This window comes from Roseateles aquae (assembly GCF_032337115.1).
Lineage (GTDB): Bacteria > Pseudomonadota > Gammaproteobacteria > Burkholderiales > Burkholderiaceae_C > Roseateles_C > Roseateles_C aquae.
This window is the reverse complement of the sequence record NZ_JAVXZY010000001.1, coordinates 35,510-57,305: the sequence shown is the minus strand read 5'-3', so window position 1 is coordinate 57,305 and position 21,796 is coordinate 35,510. Positions and strand designations below refer to the sequence as shown.

At 65.7% G+C, this 21,796-nt stretch carries 19 protein-coding genes; 6 read left to right on the top strand and 13 right to left on the bottom strand.

Annotated elements, in window-relative coordinates:
- The first annotated feature begins 213 nt into the window (after positions 1-213).
- Both RQP53_RS00250 and RQP53_RS00245 read left to right on the top strand, forming a co-directional pair.
- Positions 214-2,118 (top strand): sensor histidine kinase, encoded by a 1,905-nt coding sequence (locus RQP53_RS00250; protein ID WP_315647917.1) that lies wholly within the window; start codon positions 214-216, stop codon positions 2,116-2,118.
- Positions 2,111-3,454 (top strand): sigma-54-dependent transcriptional regulator, encoded by a 1,344-nt coding sequence (locus tag RQP53_RS00245; protein ID WP_315647916.1) that lies wholly within the window; start codon positions 2,111-2,113, stop codon positions 3,452-3,454. The genes RQP53_RS00250 and RQP53_RS00245 overlap by 8 nt, the downstream gene beginning before the upstream one ends.
- A gap of 44 nt (positions 3,455-3,498) precedes the next feature.
- Here the strand turns inward: RQP53_RS00245 and RQP53_RS00240 are convergent, their stop codons facing one another.
- From RQP53_RS00240 to mltG, 8 genes are all read right to left on the bottom strand, one after another.
- Positions 3,499-4,434 (bottom strand): transporter substrate-binding domain-containing protein, encoded by a 936-nt coding sequence (locus RQP53_RS00240; protein WP_315647915.1) that lies wholly within the window; start codon positions 4,432-4,434, stop codon positions 3,499-3,501.
- Between the two features lie 164 nt (positions 4,435-4,598).
- Positions 4,599-4,853, bottom strand: a complete 255-nt coding sequence (locus tag RQP53_RS00235) for a hypothetical protein (RefSeq protein ID WP_315647914.1) — start codon at positions 4,851-4,853, stop codon at positions 4,599-4,601.
- 145 nt (positions 4,854-4,998) lie between these two features.
- Positions 4,999-5,634, bottom strand: coding sequence for an ankyrin repeat domain-containing protein (locus RQP53_RS00230; protein WP_315647913.1), 636 nt, complete (start codon positions 5,632-5,634; stop codon positions 4,999-5,001).
- A gap of 4 nt (positions 5,635-5,638) precedes the next feature.
- Positions 5,639-6,418, bottom strand: a complete 780-nt coding sequence (locus RQP53_RS00225) for a TatD family hydrolase (protein WP_315647912.1) — start codon at positions 6,416-6,418, stop codon at positions 5,639-5,641.
- Positions 6,419-6,465: 47 nt separating this feature from the next.
- A complete protein-coding gene (locus tag RQP53_RS00220) occupies positions 6,466-6,792 on the bottom strand; it encodes a PilZ domain-containing protein (RefSeq protein ID WP_315649168.1) in 327 nt (108 codons plus the stop codon).
- Between the two features lie 181 nt (positions 6,793-6,973).
- Entirely contained in the window at positions 6,974-8,023 is a 1,050-nt protein-coding gene (gene holB, locus RQP53_RS00215; protein ID WP_315647911.1) for a DNA polymerase III subunit delta', read from the bottom strand.
- Entirely contained in the window at positions 8,017-8,628 is a 612-nt protein-coding gene (gene tmk / locus RQP53_RS00210; RefSeq protein ID WP_315647910.1) for a dTMP kinase, read from the bottom strand. The genes holB and tmk overlap by 7 nt, the downstream gene beginning before the upstream one ends.
- Before the next feature lie 19 nt (positions 8,629-8,647).
- A complete protein-coding gene (mltG, locus tag RQP53_RS00205) occupies positions 8,648-9,640 on the bottom strand; it encodes an endolytic transglycosylase MltG (RefSeq protein ID WP_315647909.1) in 993 nt (330 codons plus the stop codon).
- A 62-nt stretch (positions 9,641-9,702) separates the two neighbouring features.
- Here mltG and ygfZ point away from each other — a divergent pair, with 62 nt between their 5' ends.
- Together ygfZ and RQP53_RS00195 are read left to right on the top strand one after the other, a co-directional pair.
- On the top strand, positions 9,703-10,644 hold the full coding sequence (ygfZ, locus tag RQP53_RS00200; protein ID WP_315647908.1) for a CAF17-like 4Fe-4S cluster assembly/insertion protein YgfZ: 942 nt from the start codon (positions 9,703-9,705) through the stop codon (positions 10,642-10,644).
- A complete protein-coding gene (locus RQP53_RS00195; protein WP_315647907.1) occupies positions 10,641-10,949 on the top strand; it encodes a DUF4936 family protein in 309 nt (102 codons plus the stop codon). The genes ygfZ and RQP53_RS00195 overlap by 4 nt, the downstream gene beginning before the upstream one ends.
- Here the strand turns inward: RQP53_RS00195 and RQP53_RS00190 are convergent.
- The 4 genes from RQP53_RS00190 to RQP53_RS00175 all read right to left on the bottom strand — a co-directional run bounded on the left by RQP53_RS00190 (position 10,936) and on the right by RQP53_RS00175 (position 15,105).
- A complete protein-coding gene (locus RQP53_RS00190) occupies positions 10,936-11,817 on the bottom strand; it encodes a YbgC/FadM family acyl-CoA thioesterase (protein WP_315647906.1) in 882 nt (293 codons plus the stop codon). The genes RQP53_RS00195 and RQP53_RS00190 overlap by 14 nt on opposite strands.
- Positions 11,814-12,743, bottom strand: coding sequence for an alpha/beta hydrolase (locus RQP53_RS00185; RefSeq protein WP_315649167.1), 930 nt, complete (start codon positions 12,741-12,743; stop codon positions 11,814-11,816). Before RQP53_RS00185 ends, RQP53_RS00190 begins: the two co-directional genes overlap by 4 nt.
- Before the next feature lie 101 nt (positions 12,744-12,844).
- Positions 12,845-13,555 carry a PA4824 family protein gene (locus RQP53_RS00180; protein ID WP_315647905.1) on the bottom strand — a complete coding sequence of 237 codons (711 nt, stop codon included), beginning with the start codon at positions 13,553-13,555 and terminating at the stop codon, positions 12,845-12,847.
- A complete protein-coding gene (locus RQP53_RS00175) occupies positions 13,555-15,105 on the bottom strand; it encodes a methyl-accepting chemotaxis protein (protein ID WP_315647904.1) in 1,551 nt (516 codons plus the stop codon). The genes RQP53_RS00180 and RQP53_RS00175 overlap by 1 nt, the downstream gene beginning before the upstream one ends.
- A gap of 171 nt (positions 15,106-15,276) precedes the next feature.
- Between RQP53_RS00175 and RQP53_RS00170 the strand changes: the two genes are divergently transcribed.
- Entirely contained in the window at positions 15,277-16,419 is a 1,143-nt protein-coding gene (locus tag RQP53_RS00170; protein ID WP_315647903.1) for a 4-hydroxybutyrate dehydrogenase, read from the top strand.
- Between the two features lie 140 nt (positions 16,420-16,559).
- Here the strand turns inward: RQP53_RS00170 and aceA are convergent, their stop codons facing one another.
- Positions 16,560-17,858 (bottom strand): isocitrate lyase, encoded by a 1,299-nt coding sequence (gene aceA, locus RQP53_RS00165; RefSeq protein ID WP_434064035.1) that lies wholly within the window; start codon positions 17,856-17,858, stop codon positions 16,560-16,562.
- 796 nt (positions 17,859-18,654) lie between these two features.
- On the opposite strand from aceA, the gene RQP53_RS00160 reads away from it, so the two are divergent.
- Positions 18,655-21,435: a TonB-dependent receptor gene (locus tag RQP53_RS00160; protein WP_315647902.1), complete on the top strand. Its 2,781-nt coding sequence runs from the start codon at positions 18,655-18,657 to the stop codon at positions 21,433-21,435.
- Positions 21,436-21,796 lie beyond the last annotated feature (361 nt).

The window sequence follows — 21,796 nt, the reverse complement described above, 5'->3', positions numbered from 1 at the left end:
GCCAGCGTTTGCGGCAGCACAAGCCGCTTCGACCCCGGTGCGAAGGCCGCGCAGCCCGCTGCTGCCGTGCGAGTAGTGCGGAAATCCGCCCTGCCTTTTTGGCCCCAGTGCGAAATCCCGCCCTACCCTCACGGCAGCACGCTCGCTGGCGCGAAAAAAGCCGGAACCCGAGCGGGGACAGGGCGCCGCGACTTGGGCAAACTACGCCCCTTCATGCAATGGTTCCCCTCCACACATAGCGAACAGGTCTCGCAGGCCTATGGTGGCTCGCTCAAGCGCCGGCTGGCCTGGCGGCTGACCCGGCCCAGCCTCTACGCCTATCTGACGCTGGCCCTGGCCCTGCTGGGTGGCGTGCTGGGCCAGCGGCTCAGCGAGGCCTCGGGTCTGGCCCAGCTGGCCGCGCTGGCCAGCGAAAGGCTGGAGCTCTATGCCGCCACGCTGGAAAGCGAGCTGGCCCGCCACAACTACCTGCCCAGCCTGATCGCCATCGACGAGCAGGTGCAGGCCATGCTCGGTGCCCCGCAAGACCTGACCCTGCGCGCCGAGGTGGCGCGCAAGCTCTCGCGCATCAATGTGCGCGCGGGCGCGATGCTGACCTTCATCACCGATGCCCGTGGCCAGATGCTGGCCAGCAGCCATCTCAGCACGCCGCGCAGCGCGCCCGAGGCCGCCCAGGTGCAGCGCGCGCTGGACAGCGGCGCAGAGCACTTCTTTGCTGCCGACGCCGTCGACGGCAGCACCCGCTTCTTCCTGATCCAGCCGGTGCGCCGCGCCAGCCAGGTGCTGGGCGCCATCGTCGTGCAGCTGAGCCTGGCGCCGCTGGAGGCCACCTGGGTCGACCTCGGCCTGCGCTCGCAAAGCGAGAAGCTGCTGGTCATCGACGCCAATGATGTGGTCATCATGTCCTCGGTGCCGGAGTGGAAGTACCGCATTCTTGGTAGCAGCGATCAGGCCCAGGCCGAAGCGCTGCGCCGGCTCGGCCGCTACCCTGGCGCCTCGCTGCAGCCGATGAACATTCCGCACGATTCACTGCAGCAGTCCGATGCGGCGCTGGTGCCGGTCCCTGCCCTGCCCGGCCAGGCCACTCAGTTGCTGGCGCAGGAGCGGCCGGTGGCCCAGCTGGGCGTGCGCCTGGTGACCTTGTCCGACCCCTCCGAGGTCTGGCGCGGCGCCCGCTATGCCGCTTGGGGCGGCGCGGCGGTGGGTGCCAGCATCGGCCTTTTGGCGCTCTACCTGGCCTCGCGCCGGCGGGCGCTGCGCCAGGTGTTTCAGGCCCAGGCCGCCCTGCAAAAAGCCCATGCGCAGCTGGAGCATCTGGTCGACGAGCGCACCGCCGAGCTGCGCAGCACCAATCAGGAACTGAAGCACCAGATCGCCCAGCGCCTGCAGGCCGAGGATGAACTCGTGCAGGCCGGCAAGCTGGCGGTGCTGGGCCAGATGTCCGCCGGCATCTCGCACGAGATCAACCAGCCGCTGACGGCGCTGCGTGCGCTGTCGCGCAACACCTTGCTGCTGCTGGAGAAACAGCGGCTGCAGTCGGTGGCCGACAACCTGAAGGCGATCGACGATGTGACCGAGCGCATGAGCGTCATCACCCGCGCGCTGAAGAACTTCGCCCGCAAGGCCGAGGCGGCGGGCCAGGTGCAGGCGGCACCGCTGCGCGAATCGCTGCAGAACGTGCGTGTGCTGCTGGAGCACCGGCTGCGCGCCGAGCAGGTCGAGCTGATCGAGGAAATCGATGAGCGTGGCGGCGAGCTGCTGGTCAATGCCGATGCCAACCGGCTGGAGCAGGTGCTGGTGAATCTGTTCACCAATGCGATGGACGCCATGCAGGACCAGCTGCAGCGCCGCATCACCGTGGCCGCCGAGCGCCGCGATGGCCGCGTGCAAGTGCGCGTGATCGACAGCGGGCCGGGCATGGATGAGCGCCAGCAGGCCCGGCTGTTCGAGCCCTTCTTCACCACCAAGCCGGCCGGCCAGGGCCTGGGTCTGGGCCTGGTGATCTCATCGAAAATCGTCCATGAATTCGGCGGCACGCTGCGCGCCCATCGCTCGCTCGATGGCGGCATGTGCTTCGAGTTCGATCTGGAGCCCGCAGCAAAGGACCCGCATGTTTGATGGATTCAAGGTCATCTTCGTTGAGGACGATCCGCCCGTACGACTGAGCCTGAGCCAGACGCTGGAGCTGGCCGGATTCAGCGTTGTCGCCTGCGCCTCGGCCGAGGCGGCGCTGCCGCATATCGCGCCGGGCGCGCAGATCGTGCTCGTCACCGACGTGCGCCTGCCCGGCATGGACGGCCTGGCGCTGATGGAACGCACACTGGGCACCGATGCCAGCATCCCGGTGGTGCTGATCACCGCCCATGGCGATGTGGCGATGGCAGTGCGCGCGATGCGCAGCGGCGCCTACGATTTCCTCGAAAAGCCTTTCGATCCGGACCGCTTCGTCGACACCGTCCGCCGTGCGCTGGAACGCCGGCTGCTGGGCGCTGCCGTCGAAGACCTGCGCGCCCAGCTGCAGCGGGCCTGCGGCCTGGAGGCCGCCCTGCTGGGCAATTCGCCGGCGATGCAGCAGGTGCGCCGCCAGGTGCTGAATCTGGCCGGCACCTCGGCCGATGTGATGATTCTGGGCGAGACCGGCACCGGCAAGGAGCTGGTGGCCCGCTGCCTGCATGACCAGAGCCCGCGCCGTGACCGCAACTTCGTTGCCATCAACTGCGGCGGCCTGCCCGAGGCCCTGTTCGAGAGCGAGCTGTTCGGCCACGAGCCCGGCGCCTTCACCTCGGCGGCCAAGCGCCGCATCGGCAAGCTCGAGCATGCCAACGGCGGCACGCTGCTGCTGGACGAGATCGAGACCATGCCCGTCGCGCTGCAGATCAAGCTCTTGCGCATCCTGCAGGAACGCCGGCTGGAGCGGCTGGGCTCGAACGAGGAGCTGCCCATCAATGTGCGCTTCATCGCCGCGACCAAGGCCGATCTGAAAGAGCTGTCCGATCAACAGAAATTCCGCGGCGATCTCTACTACCGGCTCAATGTCGCGACGCTGATGCTGCCGCCGCTGCGCGAGCGCCGCGAGGACATCCCGCTGCTGTTCGAGCACTTCGTGGCCCAGGCCTGCGCGCGCTACGAGCGCCCCGCGCCCGAGCTGAGCCCGCAGAAGATGCGCGAGCTGATGGCCCACGACTGGCCGGGCAATGTGCGCGAGGTGCGCAATGCGGCCGACCGCTTTGTGCTCTCCATTCCCGATGGCGAGGCGCTCGATCCGGCCGCGGCCAGCTTGAGTCTGGCCCAGCAGATGGACCTGGTCGAGAAGACCTTGATCGAGCAGGCGCTGCGCCGTTGCCAGGGCCGCGTGCCGGCGGCCATGGAGCTGCTGGGCACGCCGAAGAAGACGCTGTACGACAAGCTGCACCGCCACGGCATCGATCTGGAGCGTTTCCGCTCCGGGCAGTGAAGGACAGTGAGCGGCAGTGAAGACCGGCCAGCCGGCCGCTCAGTTCAGCGGTAGTGCGCCGGGTCCGGTGAATCGGTCGGTGCGCGCATCAGCTGCTTGAAGGCCTCGCTCATCGGCAGCTGCAGATTGAGGCCGCGCGGCGGGATCGGCGACTGGAACCATTTGCGGTAGATCGTCGCTATCTCGCCGCTCTTGAACAGGCCGCGCAAGACCTCGTCCACCCATTGCTTGAATTCCGGGTCGTCGCGGTTCAGGCCGATGCCATAAGGCTCGACCGACAGCGGCGTGTCCGCGATCTGGTAGTCCTGCGGATTGCTGACCTGGGCCACCAGGCTGCGCAAGAGCACATCGTCCATCGCAAAGGCCACGGCCCGATCCGTCTGCACCGCGCGGAAGGCCTCTTGGTCGTCCTGCCCCACGAGGATGCGGATGTCCAGCCCGCGCTGCTGATTCAGCTTGTTGAGGAACTGGATGCTGGTCGTGCCTATCGTCGATGACACCGGCTTGCCGCGCAAATCATCAACGGTCTGCACGCCTGAGCCCTTCTTGGACAGCAGCTTGCTCTCGGCCACAAAGGTCGTCAGCGAAAAGGCCTGGGCCTTGCGCCGCTCGACGGTGTTGGTGGTGACGCCGCATTCCAGATCCAGCGTGCCGTTGGCCATCATCGGCAGGCGCGTCGCCGAGCTGACCGGGATCAGCTTGACCTCCAGATCGGGCAGCTCCATGCGCTTGGCCACGGCCTCGACAATGCGCTCGCACAAATCCATCGAGTAGCCGATGGGCTTGAGCTTGGCGTCGAGATAGGAGAACGGCAGCGAGGTCGAGCGGTAGCCGATGACGATGACGCCGGTGTCGCGGATGCGCTGCAGCGTCGGCGAGTCGGCCGCCCAGGCCGGCAAGGCCAGCAAGGCCATCAACAGGCTGGCGGGCCAGGCGGCAAGCGCGGGAACGATCAGACGGGAAACAAGGGGCAGGCGCATCAAGGCGGCGGAGGCAGCAGCATCAGACAACAGCGTCGGCGTCTGTACCACAGCATGCAGCCAGCGCCCGGCGCATTGTCGGCGCCCAGCGGCGCGGCGCAACAGCAAAAGCCCGGATGGCGCAACAGCCGCCCGCCCCAGCGGAGCGGGGGCTCAACACACGCTCAGCAGTCAAATGTGGCGGGCGATGCGGCAAGCTCCTCGTCGGCCAGCTCCTCGGGCTCGACGACGGTGTCTTCGATCATGCGGTCGTAGGCGTCCAGTTCGGCCACACCCTTGGGGATCAGCGGCTTGTCCAGCGGCCGGCAGATGCGGCGCTGCAGGCGGTTCAGGCGCTCGGAGTGCTCCACCTCGCGGGCGATGCGCTCCGGGTCCAGCATCATGGCGAAAGGATTGGCGATCAGGGTGGTGGTCTGCATGGTGAGCTCCAGGTGGGCACTCGTGCCCGTTTGATGAGCTCAACTGTAGGCAGGCCGGCCGGGGCGCAACAGTCGGCCCGCGGCCAAATGCCGTGTCAGCCGGATTCCTACGTCGCTGCTGTAAGGCGGGCAGCGCTTGTCATCCTCAGCGCCGCGCGGCGCGCAGTTTTTTCTGCAGCTCGCTGCGCTGTGCCCGGCCGGCGAAATCGGCCGCGTCCAGGCCTTGCTGATTGCGCAGAGCGGCATCGGCGCCTGCCGCCAGCAAGGCCTCCGCCACGGTCGGGCTGCCATAGCCAGCGGCCATCATCAGCGCCGTCGTGCCATTTGGCGACAGGGCATCGATCTCGGCGCCCTGCTGCAGCAGCCAGGCCGTCACGCCGTTATCGGGGCCGCTGGCGGCGTAGTGCAAGGCATTCCAGCCCGCCTCATTGACCAGGGCGCCGCGCTGCACCAGCAGCTTGGCCCAGTCCAGCCGCCCTTTCAGTGCAGCCAGCATCAGCGGCGTCTCGGCGGCCGCATTGATCGCGTTCACATCCAGCAGCGGGTGGGCCATCAAGGCCTTCAGCGCCATCTCGGACTCATTGACCAGGGCCAGATGCAGGGGCGTCTGCCGCTTGGCATCGCGCACATTGGGGTCGACGCCGCGCACCATCAGCGTCATCACCTCGCTGCCGCGGTCAAGCTCGGCCTCCTTCAGCAGCTGTTGCGCCGGGCTGTCCTCGGCGGCCTGGGCAAGCGCCGTCAGGCCGAGCAAAAAAGCAAGGAGCAGACGGCGGCGCATCGGTTCAGGACGCCAGCTGGAACAAGCGGCGGGTATTGGCCGTGGCGGCCTCGGCCATCGCCTCGACGCTGATGCCACGCACCTCGGCCAGTTGGCGCGCCACATGCGGCACATAGGCCGGGCTGTTGGTCTTGCCGCGATAGGGCACCGGGGCGAGATAGGGGCTGTCGGTCTCGATCAGCAGACGGTCCAGCGGCAGGGCCGCGGCGATCTCGCGCAGATCGCCGGCATTCTTGAAGGTGACGATGCCGGAGAAGGAGATGTAGAAACCCAGCTCGACCGCCTGCAGCGCGATGTCCAGGCTTTCGGTGAAGCAATGGAACACGCCACCGGCGGCCTCCCCGCCCTCTTCCTTCAGGATGGCCAGGGTGTCGGCCGCGCTGCTGCGGGTGTGGATCACCATCGGCTTGCTGGCCAGCTTGGCGGCACGGATATGGGTGCGAAAGCGCTCGCGCTGCCATTCCATCTCGGCCAGGCTGCGGCCGTTCAAACGGTAGTAGTCAAGACCGGTCTCGCCGATGGCAAGGACGCGCGGCAAGGCCGCTTTGGCGACCAGTTCCTCGACGCTGGGCTCATGCACATCCTCGTTATCCGGGTGCACGCCGACGGTGGCAAACAGCTGCGGATGGGCCAGTGCCAGGGCGTGAACCTGATCGAACTCCTCCATCGTCGTGCAGATGCAGATGGCCTGCTCGACCTGGGCGGCGGCCATCTCGGTGAGGATCTGCGGCAGTTGGGCACGCAGCTCCGGAAAGCTCAGATGGCAGTGGGAATCGATGAACATGGGAACAGCGCAAAAACGAAAAGGGGCACGGCCGCGCCGCGCCGCGCTCAGATGGTCTGAGTGGGCTTGGACGAGGAGATCGAGGTACCGAGGATTTCCTCGATGCGCAGCCGGATCAGCCGCGATTTCTCGTCGGCCGGGAAGCGCACGCCCACACCCTGGGTGCGGCCGCCTGAGGCATTGGCCGGCGTGATCCAGGCCACCTTGCCGGCGATGGGATAACGCTGCTGATCATCGGGCAGAGTCAGGATCAGGTAGATGTCCTCGCCCAGGTGGTACTCGCGCGGCGTCGGCACAAACAGGCCGCCATCGGTAAACAGCGGGATATAGGCCGCGTACAGCGCCCCCTTCTCGCGGAACACCAGCTGCATCATGCTGGGCCGCGCGCCGCCGCTGGGCTGGCTCGCGGCTGCCAGGGCGGCAGCTTGGGGTTTGGCAGGGATGTCGCTCATGGGACGCAAGTGTAGCGAATGCAGGCGCCGCCAGCGTTGCGGGAAAGGCCCAGGGTCGGGCTCAAAACGGTATCGGCCTGTATCGCCCGCAGCAAGGAGAGTGTCAGCGCCGCGCCTTGTGCATGGCCCGCTGCCCTTGCGCCACCAGCGACTCCATCAGCAGCCCGGCATTGAGCGGGTGCTCGGCATGGCGGGCGGCATGCTTCAACGCGGCGATCCAGTCATGCAAACCCGGTGCCGCACGCGGCACCGCCGGCAAGGCCTCGAGCGGGAAATAGCTCGGCCCCGCGCCATGGCTCATGCGCAGCAGATCATGGGCCAGGCGCTGCATGGCGGCAATGGCGCGCGGCACCGGCCAGTCGCTCAGGGCCGTGGCCTCGCCGCGGGCGATGCGGCGCGGCAGCTCGGTCCAGCTCTGCGCCGCGATGCCCTCTTCCGACCATTGCAAGGCCTCCTGCGGCCGGCCACCGGCGGCGGCCAGCAGCACCTCGGGGGCGGCCAGGCCGCGCTCGCGCAACCAGGCCAGGGCCAGGTCTTGCGCCGGCAATGCCAGGGGCACCGGCTGGCAGCGGCTGCGAATCGTCGGCAGCAAGGCCTCGGGCGCACTGCTGGCGAGCACGAAGCGCAGCTTGCCGGCCGGCTCTTCCAGCGTCTTCAGCAAGGCATTGGCGGCCACGGTATTGAGCGCCTCGGCCGGGTAGACCAGCACCACCTTGGCCTCGCCGCGTGCCGCGGTGACCTGGGCAAAGGACAGCATCTTGCGCACCGCATCGACCTTGATCTCGCGGCTGGGCTTGGCCTTGCTGGCCTTGGGCTCGGCGCTGCCCTCGGCCTCATCCGGCGCCAGGCCCAGCGCATCACGCAGCGCATCGGGCACCAGGAACTGAAAGTCGGGATGCGAACGGGCATGAAAGAGATGGCAGCTGGCGCAGCGGCCGCAGGCCATGCCGCCGGGCAGGCGCGCCTCGCACAGCCAGGACTGGGCCAATGCCAGCGCCAGCTCGAACTGGCCCACGCCGGCCGGCCCCTGCACCAGCAGCGCATGCGAGCGCGCATGGGCCAGCGCCTGCGCCAGCGGGGCGGCCAGCCAGGGCAAGGGCAGCTTGCCGCCCTCGGCAATACCAAAGGCCTGGAGCTCGACCTCGCTCACCATCCGCGGGCCTCCAGCACGGCGACGATCTGCGCCGCCACGGCGTCCACCGGCAGGCTGGCGTCGATGCGCGCAAAGCGTTCGGGCGCGGCCTCGGCGCGCGCGGCGTAGCCGGCACGCACGCGGGCAAAGAAATGCAGGTCCTGCTGCTCGAAGCGGTCGGCCTCGCGGGCGGCGGCGCGGCGGGCGGCGGCCATCTCGGCAGGCAGGTCGAACCAGATCGTCAGGTCGGGCTGCAGGCCGTGGCCCACCCAGCCCTCCAGCGCCGCCAGCACATGGCCATCCAGGCCGCGGCCGCCGCCCTGGTAGGCAAAGCTGGCATCGGTGAAACGGTCGCTGACGACGGTGCGGCCCGCGGCCAGTGCCGGCCGTATCACCTGCTCGATATGGTCGCGCCGGCCGGCAAACACCAGCAGGGCCTCGGTCAAGGCATCCATGCCCTGGTGCAGCACCAGCTCGCGCAGCTGCTCGGCCAAGGCGGTGCCGCCAGGCTCGCGGGTGTTCAGCACATCGGCGCCAGCGGCACGCAGCCGGGCGCTGACGGCCTCGATATGGGTCGACTTGCCAGCGCCGTCTATGCCTTCAAAGGTGATGAATCTGCCGCTCACTGCTTGTGCTTCCCGGGCTTCAGCGCCCACGCTGGTATTTGTTGACGGCGCGATTATGCGCGGCCAGATCGTCGGAGAACTCGCTGCTGCCGTCGCCGCGGGCCACAAAGTACAGCGCCTTGACCGGCGCCGGATGCAGCGCCGCCTGCAGCGAGGCCTGGCCAGGCATGGCGATCGGCGTGGGTGGCAGGCCCATCCGGGTGTAGGTGTTGAAGGGGGTGTCGGCGAGCAGATCGCGCTTGCGCAGATTGCCGTCAAATCCCGCGCCCAGGCCGTAGATCACCGTCGGGTCGGTCTGCAGCGGCATGCCGATGCGCAGACGGTTGACGAATACCGCGGCCACACGCGGCCGATCGGCGCCGGTGCCGGTCTCCTTCTCGACGATGGAGGCCAGCGTCAGTGCCTCGTCGGCGCTCTTCAGCGGCAAACCCTCGGCGCGCTGGGCCCAGGCCTGCTCCAGCCGGTGCTGCATCGCCTTGAAGGCCCGCTTCATCACCGTCAGATCGCTGACGCCGCGGCTGTAGGCATAGGTGTCGGGGAAGAAGCGCCCTTCCGCCGCCAGACCCGGCGCGCCCAGGGCCGCCATGATCTCGGCCTCGCTCATCGTGGCCGTTCTGGCCTTCAGCGCCGGCGCCGCGGCCAGGGCGGCGCGGAACTGGCGGAAGGTCCAGCCATCGATCAGGCGCACCTGTTCCAGCACCTCGTCGCCACGCACCATCTTGGCCAGCAGCTCACGCGGCGTCACGCCCTGGTGGATTTCGTAGCTGCCGGCGCGGATCTGCTTGGCCTGGCCCGACCAGCGAAACCACTGGTAGAGCAGCCTTGCGTCTTCTTGCACGCCGGCGGTGACCCAGGCCTGGGCCACATCGCGCGGCGAGGCGCCGGGCTCGATCGACAGCTCGACGGTGGCCGAGGCCAGGCGCAGCGGCGCTTGCAGCCACCACCACGCCGCGCCGGCGAGCGCCCCAGCGGCCAGCACCAGCAGCACCATCAGCTTGGCCAGAGTCTTCATCATCAACCTCAAGAAACCCCGGGCCGGGGCGGGAAACGCGGGCGCTGATGATAATCGCGGCCATGACCACGAACACTGACTCCCTGCCCTCCGGCGGCGCCGTCCGCCTCGCTCACTGGGGCATCGCCCGCGCACAGGGTGAAGACGCCGCCAAATTCCTGCACAGCCAACTGACCCAGGACTTCGCCCTGCTCAAGCCCGATCAGGCCCGCCTGGCTGGCTATTGCTCGGCCAAGGGCCGGCTGCTGGCCACCTTGATCGGCTGGCAGCGCAGCGGCCCCGACGACATCCTGCTGGCCCTGCCCGCAGCGCTGCTGGCGCCCACGGTCAAGCGCCTGTCGATGTTTGTGCTGCGCGCCAAGTGCAAGCTCAGCGACGCCAGCAGCGAGATTGCGCTCTGGGGTCTGGCGGGCACTGCCGCCCAAGCCTGGCTGGGCGAGGCAGCGCCGGCCAGCGTCTATGGCCTGGCCCGGCTGGGCGACGCCCAGGTGATTCGCCTGCACGACGGCGCCGATGGCCTGCCCCGCTACCTGCTGGCCCAGGCCGCCGATGCGGCTGCGCCGGCCCTGCCGGCCCTGCCCCTGGACGACTGGCAGTGGCTGGAACAGAGCGCGGGCCTGGCCTTCGTGGACAGCGCCACCGTCGAGCAGTTCGTGCCGCAGATGATCAATCTGGAGCTGCTCGGTGGGGTCAATTTCCAGAAGGGCTGCTACCCCGGCCAGGAGGTGGTGGCACGCAGCCAGTACCGTGGCACCGTCAAGCGGCGCACCTTTTTGTTCGAGGTCGAGGGTCAGGCCTTGCCTGGCCAGGAGCTGTTCCACAGCAGCGATGCCGAGCAGCCGGCCGGCCTGGTGGCCAGCAGCGCGCAGCGAGGCGGCAAGAGTCTGCTGCTGGCCGAGGTCAAGCTGGCCGCGCTCGAAGCCGGCAGCCTGCATCTGGGCGCTGCCAGCGGCCCGCAGCTGCATCAGCAGCCGCTGCCCTATGCGGTGGCCGAGCCGCAATGAAGGCGCTCGGCACTGAGCTTTACGTCTACTACCAGCTGAGCCCGGCCGACGAGGCCGCGGCCGGCGCCGCGCTGGCTGCCCTGCCCTTGGCAGCTGGCGTGCAGCGCCGGCTGTTGCGCCGCGCCGAAGCGGCAGAAGCGGCAGAACCAGCCGACCAAGCGACCTGGATGGAAATCTACAGCGGCGCGGCACCGACCCTGCTGGAGGCCGCCGAACGCCAGGCTGCGCTGGCGCTGCGCCCCTGGCTGGCCGAGGGCGCTCGTCACATTGAGCGCTTCACGCCGCTCGATGTCACAGCGCCCTGACCATCTCCACATGGACGATGCCGGCCTCTTCGAACTGCGGGCCGCGCTGCACAAAGCCGGCACGCAGATAGAAGCCGACGGCGCTGATCTGCGCATGCAGCAGCACCTCGCGATAGCCCTGCTGCCGGCCGGCACGCATCAGGGCTTCAAGCACCTCGCGACCAACGCCTGAGCCGCGCATGCTGGACAGCACGGCCATGCGGCCGATCTTTGCCACGCCTGGCACATGCTCAAGCAGACGGCCGGTGGCCAGCGCCCGGCCCATGCGGTTGTAGGCCACCGCATGCAGGCAGGCGCTGTCGCCGGCATCCCACTCCATCTCGGCCGGGATGTTCTGTTCCTCGACGAACACGGTCTGACGGATGTGGCCGGCATCCTGGCCCAACTCGGCCCAGGCGCCCAAGCGCACCTCGACCATGGCCTCGCCGGCCTCAAATCCCAGCAGAGCACGACGCAGCGCCTCAGGCACGGTCTGCGAGCCAGCAGCGTCGGCAAACACATAGACCAGCTCGCCATGGACCAAGAGCGTCTCGCCGCGAAACACCGCGCAGCGCACCAGCAGCGAGCTGTTGCCCACGCGTTCACAGCGCACGCCGATGTCCAGCTGATCGTCGTAGCGTGCAGAGCCCAGGTATTCCAGCGTCGCCTTGCGCACAAAGAGGTCGCCGCCGAGCGACTTCATCGTGTCGGCATAGGGCAAGGCCAGCGCGCGCCAATAGCCACCGACGGCCGCGTCGAAGTAGCTCAGGTAGTGGCCGTTGAAGACGATGTGCTGGGCATCAATCTCGGCCCAGCGCACGCGCAGCCTCTCAAAAAAACGGTATTCGACCCGGCGCGGGACGGTGGACTCAGCGGTGGCGGTGGTCATGGCTTGAGCGCCTCCTTCAGCGCAGCGGCGCAGGCGTCCAGCGCCAGCAGGGCTTCGGGGATGGAACGGCCCATCTTGATGAAATCATGGGTGACGCCGCGATACAGCTCCAGCTGCACCGCATTGCCATTGGCGCGCAGCAGATCGGCATAGGCCACGCCCTCGTCAACCAAGGGATCGCACTCGGCCAGTATCACGCAGGCCGGCGCCAGATCGCCATGATCGGCGGCCTCCAGCGGCGCGAAGCGCCAGTCCTTGCGGTGCGGATGCGGGATGTAGTGATCGAAGAACCACTGGATCGCACCGGCATCGAGCAGGAAGCCGTTGGCGAACAACTTGTGCGAGGCGGTGTCGGCATGGGCCGTGGTGCCCGGGGTGATCAGCAGCTGCAGGGCCAGGTCTTGCCCCAGCTGCTCGCGGATGTCGCGTGCATGCAGCGCGCAGACGGCTGCCAGCGTGCCGCCGGCGCTGTCGCCGCCGACGGCGATGCGGCTGCCGTCCAGCCCCAGCGTCTCGGCCGCCTTGGGCAACCAGCGCAGCACCGCCCAGCAATCGTCGACCGCGGCCGGGAACTTGTGCTCGGGCGCCAGCCGGTAGTCCAGCGCCAGCACCGCCACACCGCTGCGCAAGGCGAGCTGGCGACACAGGCTGTCGTGCGTCTCCAGGCTGCCGATGGTGAAGCCGCCGCCATGGAAATAAAGGAGCACCGGCAGCCGGGCTTCGGCCGCCGTCTTCGGCGCATAGAGCCGCGCAGCCAGCGGCCCTTCGGCCCCGGGCACGGTGAGGTTTTCAACCCGTGCCAGCGGCGCGCGCGGCAGGTCCAGGATCTCGGCCCCCATCAGATAGGCGATCCGCGCCTGCTTGGGCGTCAGGCTGTGATAGGTCGGGCGGTTGGCGCGGTGGATGCGCGACAACACACCGGCCATCCGCGGTGTCAACAAGGTGCTACTCAACAAGGGCTCCAGCAATTGCAGCGGGCATTTTCGCAGCACTGCGCCCGCGCCGCTGGTGCAGTGCTGCGGTGGCCTCAGAAGCCGATGCCGTACCAGCCCAGGCCCATCGTCCAGCTTGTGCCACTGACACCGGCCTGGCGGCTGGCGCTCAGGTCCAGCCCCAGCTTGTCGCTGTGCAGCCACCAACGCATGCCGGCACTGCGTACATGTGCGCCCAGCAGCCCTGGCCGGTCACTGCCGAGCCATTCGACAAACACCAGGCTGGACGGCATCGGCCGCCACACCAGGGCGAGGTTGAGCAGGCTGGCCTGGCCGCGGCTGGCCTTGTCGCGCCAGGGGCCGGCGTTCAGGTGCAGTGTCCAATCCTGATTCAGCTCGAGAGTGGCAAGCCCCAGCACGCCATAGCCTTGCAACTGCCAGCCACTTGTGCCGAGGCGCTGGTAGTCGCCGCTGAATTTGAGACCCAGAACCAGCGTGCCAGCCGCCGTGGTCCAGGGGCTGCGCACAGGGAGCCATTTGATGGCCCAGCTGGCCATGTCCACAGACAGCGGCTCGGCCGCGGTCCGCTCGCGCCCGCGGGCCCAAGTCAGGCCAAATTCGAGGCCATCGGCGAGCCCGCAGGCCGGCGCCAGCACGGCCTGCTGGAACTCCGGCTGTTGCTCCAACCAGACCTCGAGCTGGCAGCTGCCACGCTCGGCACTGGCAGCATCATCACTCGTCAACGGCCGGCCGCCATGGCTGGTACTTGCCAGCATCAGCATCGCCGCGATAGGCAGGCGGCGCATCAGATACGAAAGCGTTCGGTATGACTCTTCAGCTCGCCACTCATGCTGCGCAAATTGTCTGACGAGGCGCTGGTCTGTTCGACCATGGCGGCATTCTGTTGCGTCATCTCGTCAAGCTGGCGAATGGCTTGTGCGACTTCGGTCAGGCTCTGCGCCTGGTCCTGTGTCGCACGTGAGATATCGCTGATCATGGCTTGTACCTGCTGCACCGAACCGCGCAGATGGTCCATGGTTTGTCGAGCCTGTTCGACCAGCTTTGATCCGTCGTCAACCGTCTCCGTCGAGCGCGTGATCAAAGCGCCGATCTGCTTGGATGCCTCGGCGCTGCGCTGGGCCAGACTGCGCACCTCGCTGGCCACAACCGCGAAGCCCCGCCCCTGCTCGCCAGCCCGCGCCGCTTCAACGGCTGCATTGAGCGCCAGGATATTGGTCTGAAAGGCAATGCCATCGATCACCGAGCTGATCTCGCCAATCTTGCGCGAGGCCGCCTGAATCTGCTCCATGGTGCTGACGACCTGCCCCACCGCCTCGCCGCCAGCATCGGCGGCCCGACTGGTCTCGGTCGACAGGCGATGCGCCTGCTGTGCCGATTCCGAGGTGCGGTGCACACTGCTGTTGAGTTCCTGCGCGGTGGCCGCAACCTGCTCCAGATTGGCCGCCTGCTGTTCAGTGCGTGTGCTCAGATCATGGCTGGCGTGGGCGATCTCATCGCTGGCCAGCGCCACCGAATGGACGTTCTGTCCGACGGCGCCAACCAGCGCGGCCAAGGCCTGCTGCATCGTCGCCATCGCATGGACCACGCTGCCCTGAAAGCTGATGCCTTGGTGGCTCAGCGCACGCAGATCGCCAGCGGCGATGCGCTGCGCGATCTCGGCCAGATCGGTCGGATCGGCGCCCAGCCGATGCAGCACGTACCGACGCAAGGTCCAACCCAGACCGGCAGCCGCCGCGATCGACACCAAAAAGCCGATACCCGCCGCCGCGAAAGCCCGATCATCAGCCTGCGCGGCCACGACACCGTCCCGATGCGCTCCCTCTTCCATCGCCGAACTGAGCTTGTCCAGGCGCGCCAGGATCTCATCCTCGAGGCCGTCATAGCGGCCAAACAGCAGGTTCGCGAATTCGTCCTTGCGGCCAGCCTTGGCGTGGCCAAGCAGCTCGTCGACGAGCAGGCGCGATTGCAAATTTTTGTCGATGATCTGCGCCGTCTCAGCGATTTCCTCGGCACTGGCGACGCCGGGAGCGAACTTGGCCTTGATGCGCTTGACCGCTTCGTCACCCTGCTCGCGCAGCCTGGCGATGGTTGCGTACTCGGCCTCCAGCTTGTCAGCTGGCAGCAGACCCAGGTTGCGCAGGGCGATGCCGCGGCCGTTGACCGAGTCGTTCAGCGCCGCCAGTGCGGTCAGCTGCGGCAAGTTGTTGTCGTTGATGTCGGCATTGACAGCGGCCATGCGCTGCACCATCAGCAACACGGTGCCAAGTATCAGCAGGAACACAGCCAGCAGCAGCGCGTTGGACAGTACGATGCGCTGCGCGAGATTAAGTTTCATGCCGAACTCCTGTGGGCCTTGAGCGGCCGTAGCGGGTCGATGGAATGGGCCCACGCGGGCTCATGCACGGCTTCGGTCAAAGCCATGGTGACTTTAGTGGCTTTACCCGCTCTGGAGCAGCTGTTTCGTCGCTTCGGCCAGGCACAGCACCTCTTATTGACGGGAATCAAGATGTCGTTGATCCAGTACCTGACTCAGATCCACCTTGCCCTGGGTGCCAGCGGCCGACTTGCCGAGGAAAGCGCTCGCCTGGGCATGCACCGCCCCTTGATCGTCAGCGACCCTGGCGTGCGTGCAGCAGGTGTGCTGGACCAGGCATTGCAAAGCTTCGGCAGGCACGCGTTGCCAGTTTTTGATCGCACTCCGTCCAACCCCACCGAGGCGGCTGTGCGCGAAGCCGTGGCGCTGTGCCAGGCCGAGGGCTGCGATGGACTGATCGCCGTTGGCGGCGGCTCGGCCATGGATCTGGCCAAGGGCGTGGCCATCGCCGCCACCCACGAGGGGCCACTGAAGCGCTATGCCACGATCGAAGGCGGCAGCGAGCTGATCAGCGCCAAGGTCTTGCCGCTGATTGCCGTGCCGACCACGGCCGGCACCGGCAGTGAGGTCGCACGCGGCGCCATCGTCATCGTTGACGACGGCCGCAAGCTGGGCTTTCACAACTGGCTGCTGCTGCCCAGGCTGGCGCTGTGCGACCCGGCGCTGACGCTGGGTCTGCCGCCGCTGCTCACGGCCGCCACTGGCATGGACGCGATCGCGCACTGCATGGAGACCTTCATGTCGGCGGCCTTCAATCCGCCGGCCGACGGCATCGCGTTGGAAGGCCTGCGGCGCGGCTGGGCCCACATCGAACGGGCCACCCGAGACGGCCGCGACGCCGAGGCCCGGCTGCAGATGATGAGCGCCAGCATGCAGGGCGCGATGGCATTTCAAAAAGGCCTGGGCTGCGTGCACTCGCTGAGCCACAGCCTGGGCGGCCTGAACCCGCGGCTGCACCACGGCACGCTCAATGCCGTCTTCCTGCCGGCGGTGATCCGCTTCAACGCCGCCCACGACAGCCTGCAGCAGGACAGCAAGCTGGCGCGGATGGCCCAGGCCATGGGCCTGGCCACCGGCGATGCTGAAGTGATCGCCGAAGCGGTGCAGGCAATGAGCCAGCGCCTGGGCCTGCCCAGCGGCCTGGCCACGATAGGCGTCGATGACACCCTGTTCGAACGCATCATCGATGGCGCGATGAAGGACCACTGCCACAAGACGAATCCACGGCTGGCCAGCCGCGAGGACTATCGCGCGCTACTCGTGGCGTCGCTCTAGTCAGTGCCGTAGCGCTTGGCGCTTAGCGCCCAAAGAAAAGCCGGGCACGCGGCCCGGCCTGGTGTGACATGCTGGTGCCCCCTCCTGGAGGGGGCTGGGGGAGCTCAACGTTCACCGGAACGGTTGAGCGCCGCAGGCGCTTAACCGTGCTTTTTGTCGAAGAATTGCTCGTCTTCGGTCGAGCCCTTCAGTGCGGCCGTTGAGGCCTCGGCTTCAATCGTCGTCGTGACCGCGTCGAAGTAGCCGGTACCGACTTCACGCTGGTGCTTGACCGCCGTGAAGCCACGCTCGGCGGCGGCGAACTCGGCTTCCTGCAGTTCCACGAAGGCGCTCATATTGTTGCGAGCGTAGCCGTAGGCCAGGTTGAACATCGAGTAGTTCAGGCTGTGGAAACCGGCCAGCGTGATGAACTGGAACTTGTAGCCCATGGCGCCGAGCTCGCGCTGGAACTTGGCGATGGTGGCGTCGTCCAGGTTCTTCTTCCAGTTGAAGGACGGCGAGCAGTTGTAGGCGAGCAGCTTGCCCGGGAACTTGGCATGGATGGCATCGGCAAAGGCCTTGGCGAAGGCAAGGTCGGGCTTGCCGGTTTCGCACCAGATCATGTCGGCGTAGGGGGCGTAGGCCAGACCGCGGCTGATGGCCTGATCCAGACCGTTGCGGGTGCGGAAGAAGCCTTCGACGGTGCGCTCGCCGGTGCAGAAGGGCTTGTCGTTGTCGTCGACATCGGTGGTGACCAGATCGCCGGCCTCGGCATCGGTACGGGCCAGCAGCACGGTGGGCACGCCCATCACGTCAGCAGCCAGGCGGGCGGCCACCAGCTTGGCCACGGCCTCGCGGGTCGGCACCAGCACCTTGCCACCCATGTGGCCGCACTTCTTGGCAGCGGCCAGCTGATCTTCGAAGTGCACGCCGGCGGCGCCTGCGTCGATCATCGACTTCATCAGCTCGAAGGCATTCAGCACACCGCCGAAGCCAGCTTCGGCATCTGCCACGATGGGGGCGAAATAGTCGATATCGTTCTTGCCTTCGCTCCATTGGATTTCATCGGCGCGCTTGAAGGTGGCGTTGATGCGCTTGACGACCTTGGGCACCGAATCCACCGAGTACAGCGACTGGTCGGGGTACATCTCGCCATTGCTGTTGGCGTCGCCAGCGACCTGCCAGCCGGACAGATAGATGGCCTTCAGGCCGGCCTTGACCTGCTGCATGGCCTGGTTGCCGGTCAGCGCGCCCAGCGAGTTGACGAAGGGCTCGGTGTTGACCAGGTTCCACAGCTTCTCGGCACCGCGCTTGGCCAGCGTGTGCTCGATGGCCAGCGAACCACGCAGACGGACGACGTCGGCGGCGGTGTAGCCGCGCTTGATGCCCTTCCAGCGAGGGTTCTCGGCCCAGTCTTTTTCGAGGGCGGCAATCTGTTGTTCGCGGGTCAAGGTGCTCATGGTCTGCTCCTGATGGTGAAGTGATGTGAGGTGAGAAGGTTGCGAAAACTGGCGACTTGATGGACTCAAGATTAGTCCTCTGCGACCCGCTTGTGGAGACTTATGTCTTATATAAGACTTAAATTTTAGTTATTTAAAATCAATCACTTAGACATTCGATGCCGCATTGCGAAATTGCAGTCACCATCATGAGAAATTTTGCGGCGCTGCAGAATGGCGCGAGTTCACGATATGAAATTCGCATTTCGCATCGTGCAAGCCGTGAAAGCGATGTTCGCTGGACTGGTCTCAGCGCTGCCGCCAGGCAATCTGATTGATGTATCAACGAAGGTTGCAGCTTCAGCGGCCGCCCCCCGATCACGCCACCCACCGCTGATCGTTGCAGCCAAGCCGTGCAGATCTTCGGCACCGCAATCTGTAGCGCGCCAGACGGCGCATGCACGCGTGCTCACCAACACATGCAGAGCCGAAACGCCAGCGAGCAGTTGCCCCATGACAACAATTTTTGGCAAATCCAAACTAGCCGGTGAACGGGCGGCCTTGCCCTCCGACTCGAACAACAGCAATTAAGCCTTTGATTTAATTATGTTTAATTTGGATCTGCGAACGAATTTAGGGAAGCATCTTAGGGTCCACTCCTGATGGACGCGCCAGTGCTGCTTCGGGCGAAATGCGAGCTTCGTGGGGGGCGCGTTACTTACGGCATCCCTCATTTTTGATACTGGCTGGAATTCGGGAAGGCGATATCCCGCTGTTTCCTGCTGATTTCAGACACCTCCTTTTCTAAGGGATTACCATGACCTTGAAAGCCAGAAAGAAAGCCGCTGTGCGCGCCATCGAAATCGCGCTACTTGCTGCAGGTGCATCGCAGGCAGCGATGGCGCAACAGGACGCTGCAACCGCTCAGCTCGAGCGAATTGTTGTGACCGGTTCGAACATCAAGCGCATCGCCGCCGAGACAGCTGAGCCCATCCTCTCTATCTCGCGTGAAGACATCACCAACTCTGGTAAGGCAACGCTGACTGAATACCTTCAGTCTTTGAGCCTTGATGGTCAGGGTTCCTTGCCAACAGGTTTTGGTAACGGCTTTGCCGCCGGTGCCACCGCCATCTCCCTGCGCGGCCTGGGCGCCAATGCCACCTTGGTCCTGCTGAACGGGCGTCGCCTCGCACCCTATCCTCGCGCCGATGACTTCCAAAAGATGTTTGCCGACTTGTCGTCGGTTCCCCTCGAGGCCGTCGAGCGGATTGAAGTGCTGAAGGATGGCGCCTCTGCCATTTACGGCTCTGACGCACTGGCAGGTGTCGTCAATATCATCCTGCGCAAGAACTTTGACGGCATCATCGGTAAAGTTGAAACCGGTGCATCCAAGTACGGTGACGGCAAGCGAGCCAAAGCAGCTCTGACGATGGGCGCCGGCAATCTTTCCACGGACAAGTGGAACGGCTTGCTGAATATCGAAGTTTCCAAGAGCGACGAAATCCACTACCGCGATCGTGATCGCGAATGGATTGGCAAGGGCGACACACGTCCATGGGGTTACGACCCACTGGCCAGCCAGTGGACGCCCGGTTCGAGAAGAGGCACTACGGTTTCTGGCAGCGTTGCTGGCTATGTCCGCAATGGCACGACCTCAGGTGCTTACCAGCTGGTCTCTCCTTGCACGACTGCACTGCCTGGGGTTGTGTCACCACACATCACCGGCGATGAAGGTTGCTCGTACGACATCGGCCAGTTCCGCAGCTTCCAGCCTAAGCTAGAAGCCCTCTCGATTTTTGGTCGCGGCTCAGTGGCCCTGAATCAGAATTGGGAAGCATTCGCCGAGTTCAGCTACGGCAAGAACAAGACCGGCTTTGACGTGAGCCCATTGGGCACGCCAGGTACCATCGTCGGACCGTTCGGTGTGCGCGGCTATGGCACGGGCATCAATGTGCCAGAAATGACCTTGGCTGCCGAGCATCCCGACAACCCATTTGGCAAGTCTGCGCGCTTCCGCTATGTGTTTGGCGAATTTGGCGCCCAACGGCGTACCAATGACGTTGACATCACCCGCATCATGGCCGGCGTCAAGGGAACTGCGGCTGAGTGGGACATCGACGCTGGCTTTGCCCATTCCGAGTCCAAGCTGGACCAGGACTACATGCTGCTCCGCCTTCAAGGGCTGCTTGATGCGTTTAGCAACCCCAAGAGCGCGACTTTCGGCTATCGCATGGGTGCGAACGCGGGTCTCAATACCCAGGCTCAGCGTGACTCGATCTTGACCCACGGCACCAGCGCGAGCAAAACCAAACTTGACATCCTCGACATCAAGGCGTCCCGCGAAATCGCCCAATTGCCCGGTGGTCCGGCGGCCCTGGCGCTCGGCGCTGAGTATCGCAAGCTGATGCTGTCCGCGCCGTCGCTGAGCGGCACCCAAGATGGCTCGGTTCAGGCTAGCTACAACGGGTTCTTCGGCAATGAAAAGGTGATGGCGGCGTACGGCGAAGTGCTGGCGCCCATTACCAAGTCGTTCGAGCTGTCCGGTGCAGTGCGCTATGACAAGTACGACTCGTTCAATTCCACCACACCGAAGATTGCGGCCAAGTTTGTGCCGATTCCCCAATTGGCTCTGCGCGCCTCCTATGCGCACGGCTTCCGTGCGCCGAACCCTGCTGAGTCGAGCCCCGACGCCCAGGCCACCTTCGGCACTGGCGGCATCCATGATCCGATTCGCTGCCCGGACGGCAAAACGCCGCTGCCAGGCGGCACAGCCGCTGACTGCAACGGCAGCGGCGTCGGTGGCTTTGCACGTGGCAATCCGGATCTGAAGCCCGAGAAGTCAAAGAACTTCAACTTTGGCTTCATCGTGGAGCCAACGAAGGGCCTTAACTTTGGCGCAGACATCTGGCAAATCACGAAATCCGACCAGATTCAGACAATCTCGGGTCAGGAAGCCTTCGCACGCCCGGATGTGATTCGCTCTGACAACAATCTGCCTGGCATTCCGAATTCGGGTAGCGCGATCCTGATTTACGCGCCCTTTGTGAACAAGGGCGAGTCCAAGGTTGCGGGCGTGGACTTTGACTTCAGCTATCGCTGGACAGTTCAGAACGTCGGTCGCTTCAAGGCTGACGCTCACCTGACCCATACTGCCAAGTGGGAGTTGACGGACGCTGGCACGACACTCGACTATGCCGGCACACATGGCAACTGCGACGTTTCGAACTGCATTGGTACACCCAAAAACAAGGCAAACGTCTCTCTGACCTGGGAAAGCGGCCCGGCAAGTCTGACGGCGACCATGAACTGGCGCAGCAGCATCGAGAACAAAAACTTCAAGGGTGACGATTGCCAGCAATCGCTGGCTGATGGCACGGAAGCAAATGGCTGCAAATTGCCCAGTTTCTACTCGGTGGATCTGTCTGGCCGTTGGAACCTGACTCGCGAATTGCAGGTGTATGGTTCGATCCAGAATCTGTTCAACCGGGTTGCGCCGCTGGATACCATCACTTACGGTGGCATCAACTACAACCCCATGGACGTTGCTGGCGCCATGGGCACGTTCTTCAACGTTGGCCTGCGCTACCAGTTCAAGTAAATTCTGCGCGGCTTCCAAGCATAAAAAGGGGCTCCTCGGAGCCCCTTTTTCCTTGCTTCTTGCTGCTCGCCGTCCAGGCAATGAAGCGGCGGACGACCTCCGCATGCGCCACTCAGCCGGCTGAAGAAAGCGAAAAACACTCCGCTGCTACGGCGCACAGCATCCGACAAGCCAGCGCTCCGACGCTGCTCTAGGCATTGCAGCGCCACCTGGGAACGTGATGGACAGGCCGCCGGCTCATCACAGTCTTCGCAGTGATCGTTGGGCACGCCAAGCAGACTGTGAGGTCATTCCCGTTGACACAAGCGCTTGACGCGAGGGGCTGTCCCCCCGCACAAGCTTCCAGCCATTGCAACGTCAA

Excerpts from the sequence above, each read along its gene's own strand:
- RQP53_RS00250 (WP_315647917.1), top strand. The coding sequence starts at position 214 with ATGCAATGGTTCCCCTCCACACATAGCGAACAGGTCTCGCAGGCCTAT.
- RQP53_RS00245 (WP_315647916.1), top strand. The coding sequence starts at position 2,111 with ATGTTTGATGGATTCAAGGTCATCTTCGTTGAGGACGATCCGCCCGTA.
- RQP53_RS00240 (WP_315647915.1), bottom strand. The coding sequence starts at position 4,434 with ATGCGCCTGCCCCTTGTTTCCCGTCTGATCGTTCCCGCGCTTGCCGCC.
- RQP53_RS00235 (WP_315647914.1), bottom strand. The coding sequence starts at position 4,853 with ATGCAGACCACCACCCTGATCGCCAATCCTTTCGCCATGATGCTGGAC.
- RQP53_RS00230 (WP_315647913.1), bottom strand. The coding sequence starts at position 5,634 with ATGCGCCGCCGTCTGCTCCTTGCTTTTTTGCTCGGCCTGACGGCGCTT.
- RQP53_RS00225 (WP_315647912.1), bottom strand. The coding sequence starts at position 6,418 with ATGTTCATCGATTCCCACTGCCATCTGAGCTTTCCGGAGCTGCGTGCC.
- RQP53_RS00220 (WP_315649168.1), bottom strand. The coding sequence starts at position 6,792 with ATGATGCAGCTGGTGTTCCGCGAGAAGGGGGCGCTGTACGCGGCCTAT.
- holB (WP_315647911.1), bottom strand. The coding sequence starts at position 8,023 with ATGGTGAGCGAGGTCGAGCTCCAGGCCTTTGGTATTGCCGAGGGCGGC.
- mltG (WP_315647909.1), bottom strand. The coding sequence starts at position 9,640 with ATGAAGACTCTGGCCAAGCTGATGGTGCTGCTGGTGCTGGCCGCTGGG.
- ygfZ (WP_315647908.1), top strand. The coding sequence starts at position 9,703 with ATGACCACGAACACTGACTCCCTGCCCTCCGGCGGCGCCGTCCGCCTC.
- RQP53_RS00195 (WP_315647907.1), top strand. The coding sequence starts at position 10,641 with ATGAAGGCGCTCGGCACTGAGCTTTACGTCTACTACCAGCTGAGCCCG.
- RQP53_RS00190 (WP_315647906.1), bottom strand. The coding sequence starts at position 11,817 with ATGACCACCGCCACCGCTGAGTCCACCGTCCCGCGCCGGGTCGAATAC.
- RQP53_RS00185 (WP_315649167.1), bottom strand. The coding sequence starts at position 12,743 with ATGGCCGGTGTGTTGTCGCGCATCCACCGCGCCAACCGCCCGACCTAT.
- RQP53_RS00180 (WP_315647905.1), bottom strand. The coding sequence starts at position 13,555 with ATGCGCCGCCTGCCTATCGCGGCGATGCTGATGCTGGCAAGTACCAGC.
- RQP53_RS00175 (WP_315647904.1), bottom strand. The coding sequence starts at position 15,105 with ATGAAACTTAATCTCGCGCAGCGCATCGTACTGTCCAACGCGCTGCTG.
- RQP53_RS00170 (WP_315647903.1), top strand. The coding sequence starts at position 15,277 with ATGTCGTTGATCCAGTACCTGACTCAGATCCACCTTGCCCTGGGTGCC.
- aceA (WP_434064035.1), bottom strand. The coding sequence starts at position 17,858 with ATGAGCACCTTGACCCGCGAACAACAGATTGCCGCCCTCGAAAAAGAC.
- RQP53_RS00160 (WP_315647902.1), top strand. The coding sequence starts at position 18,655 with ATGACCTTGAAAGCCAGAAAGAAAGCCGCTGTGCGCGCCATCGAAATC.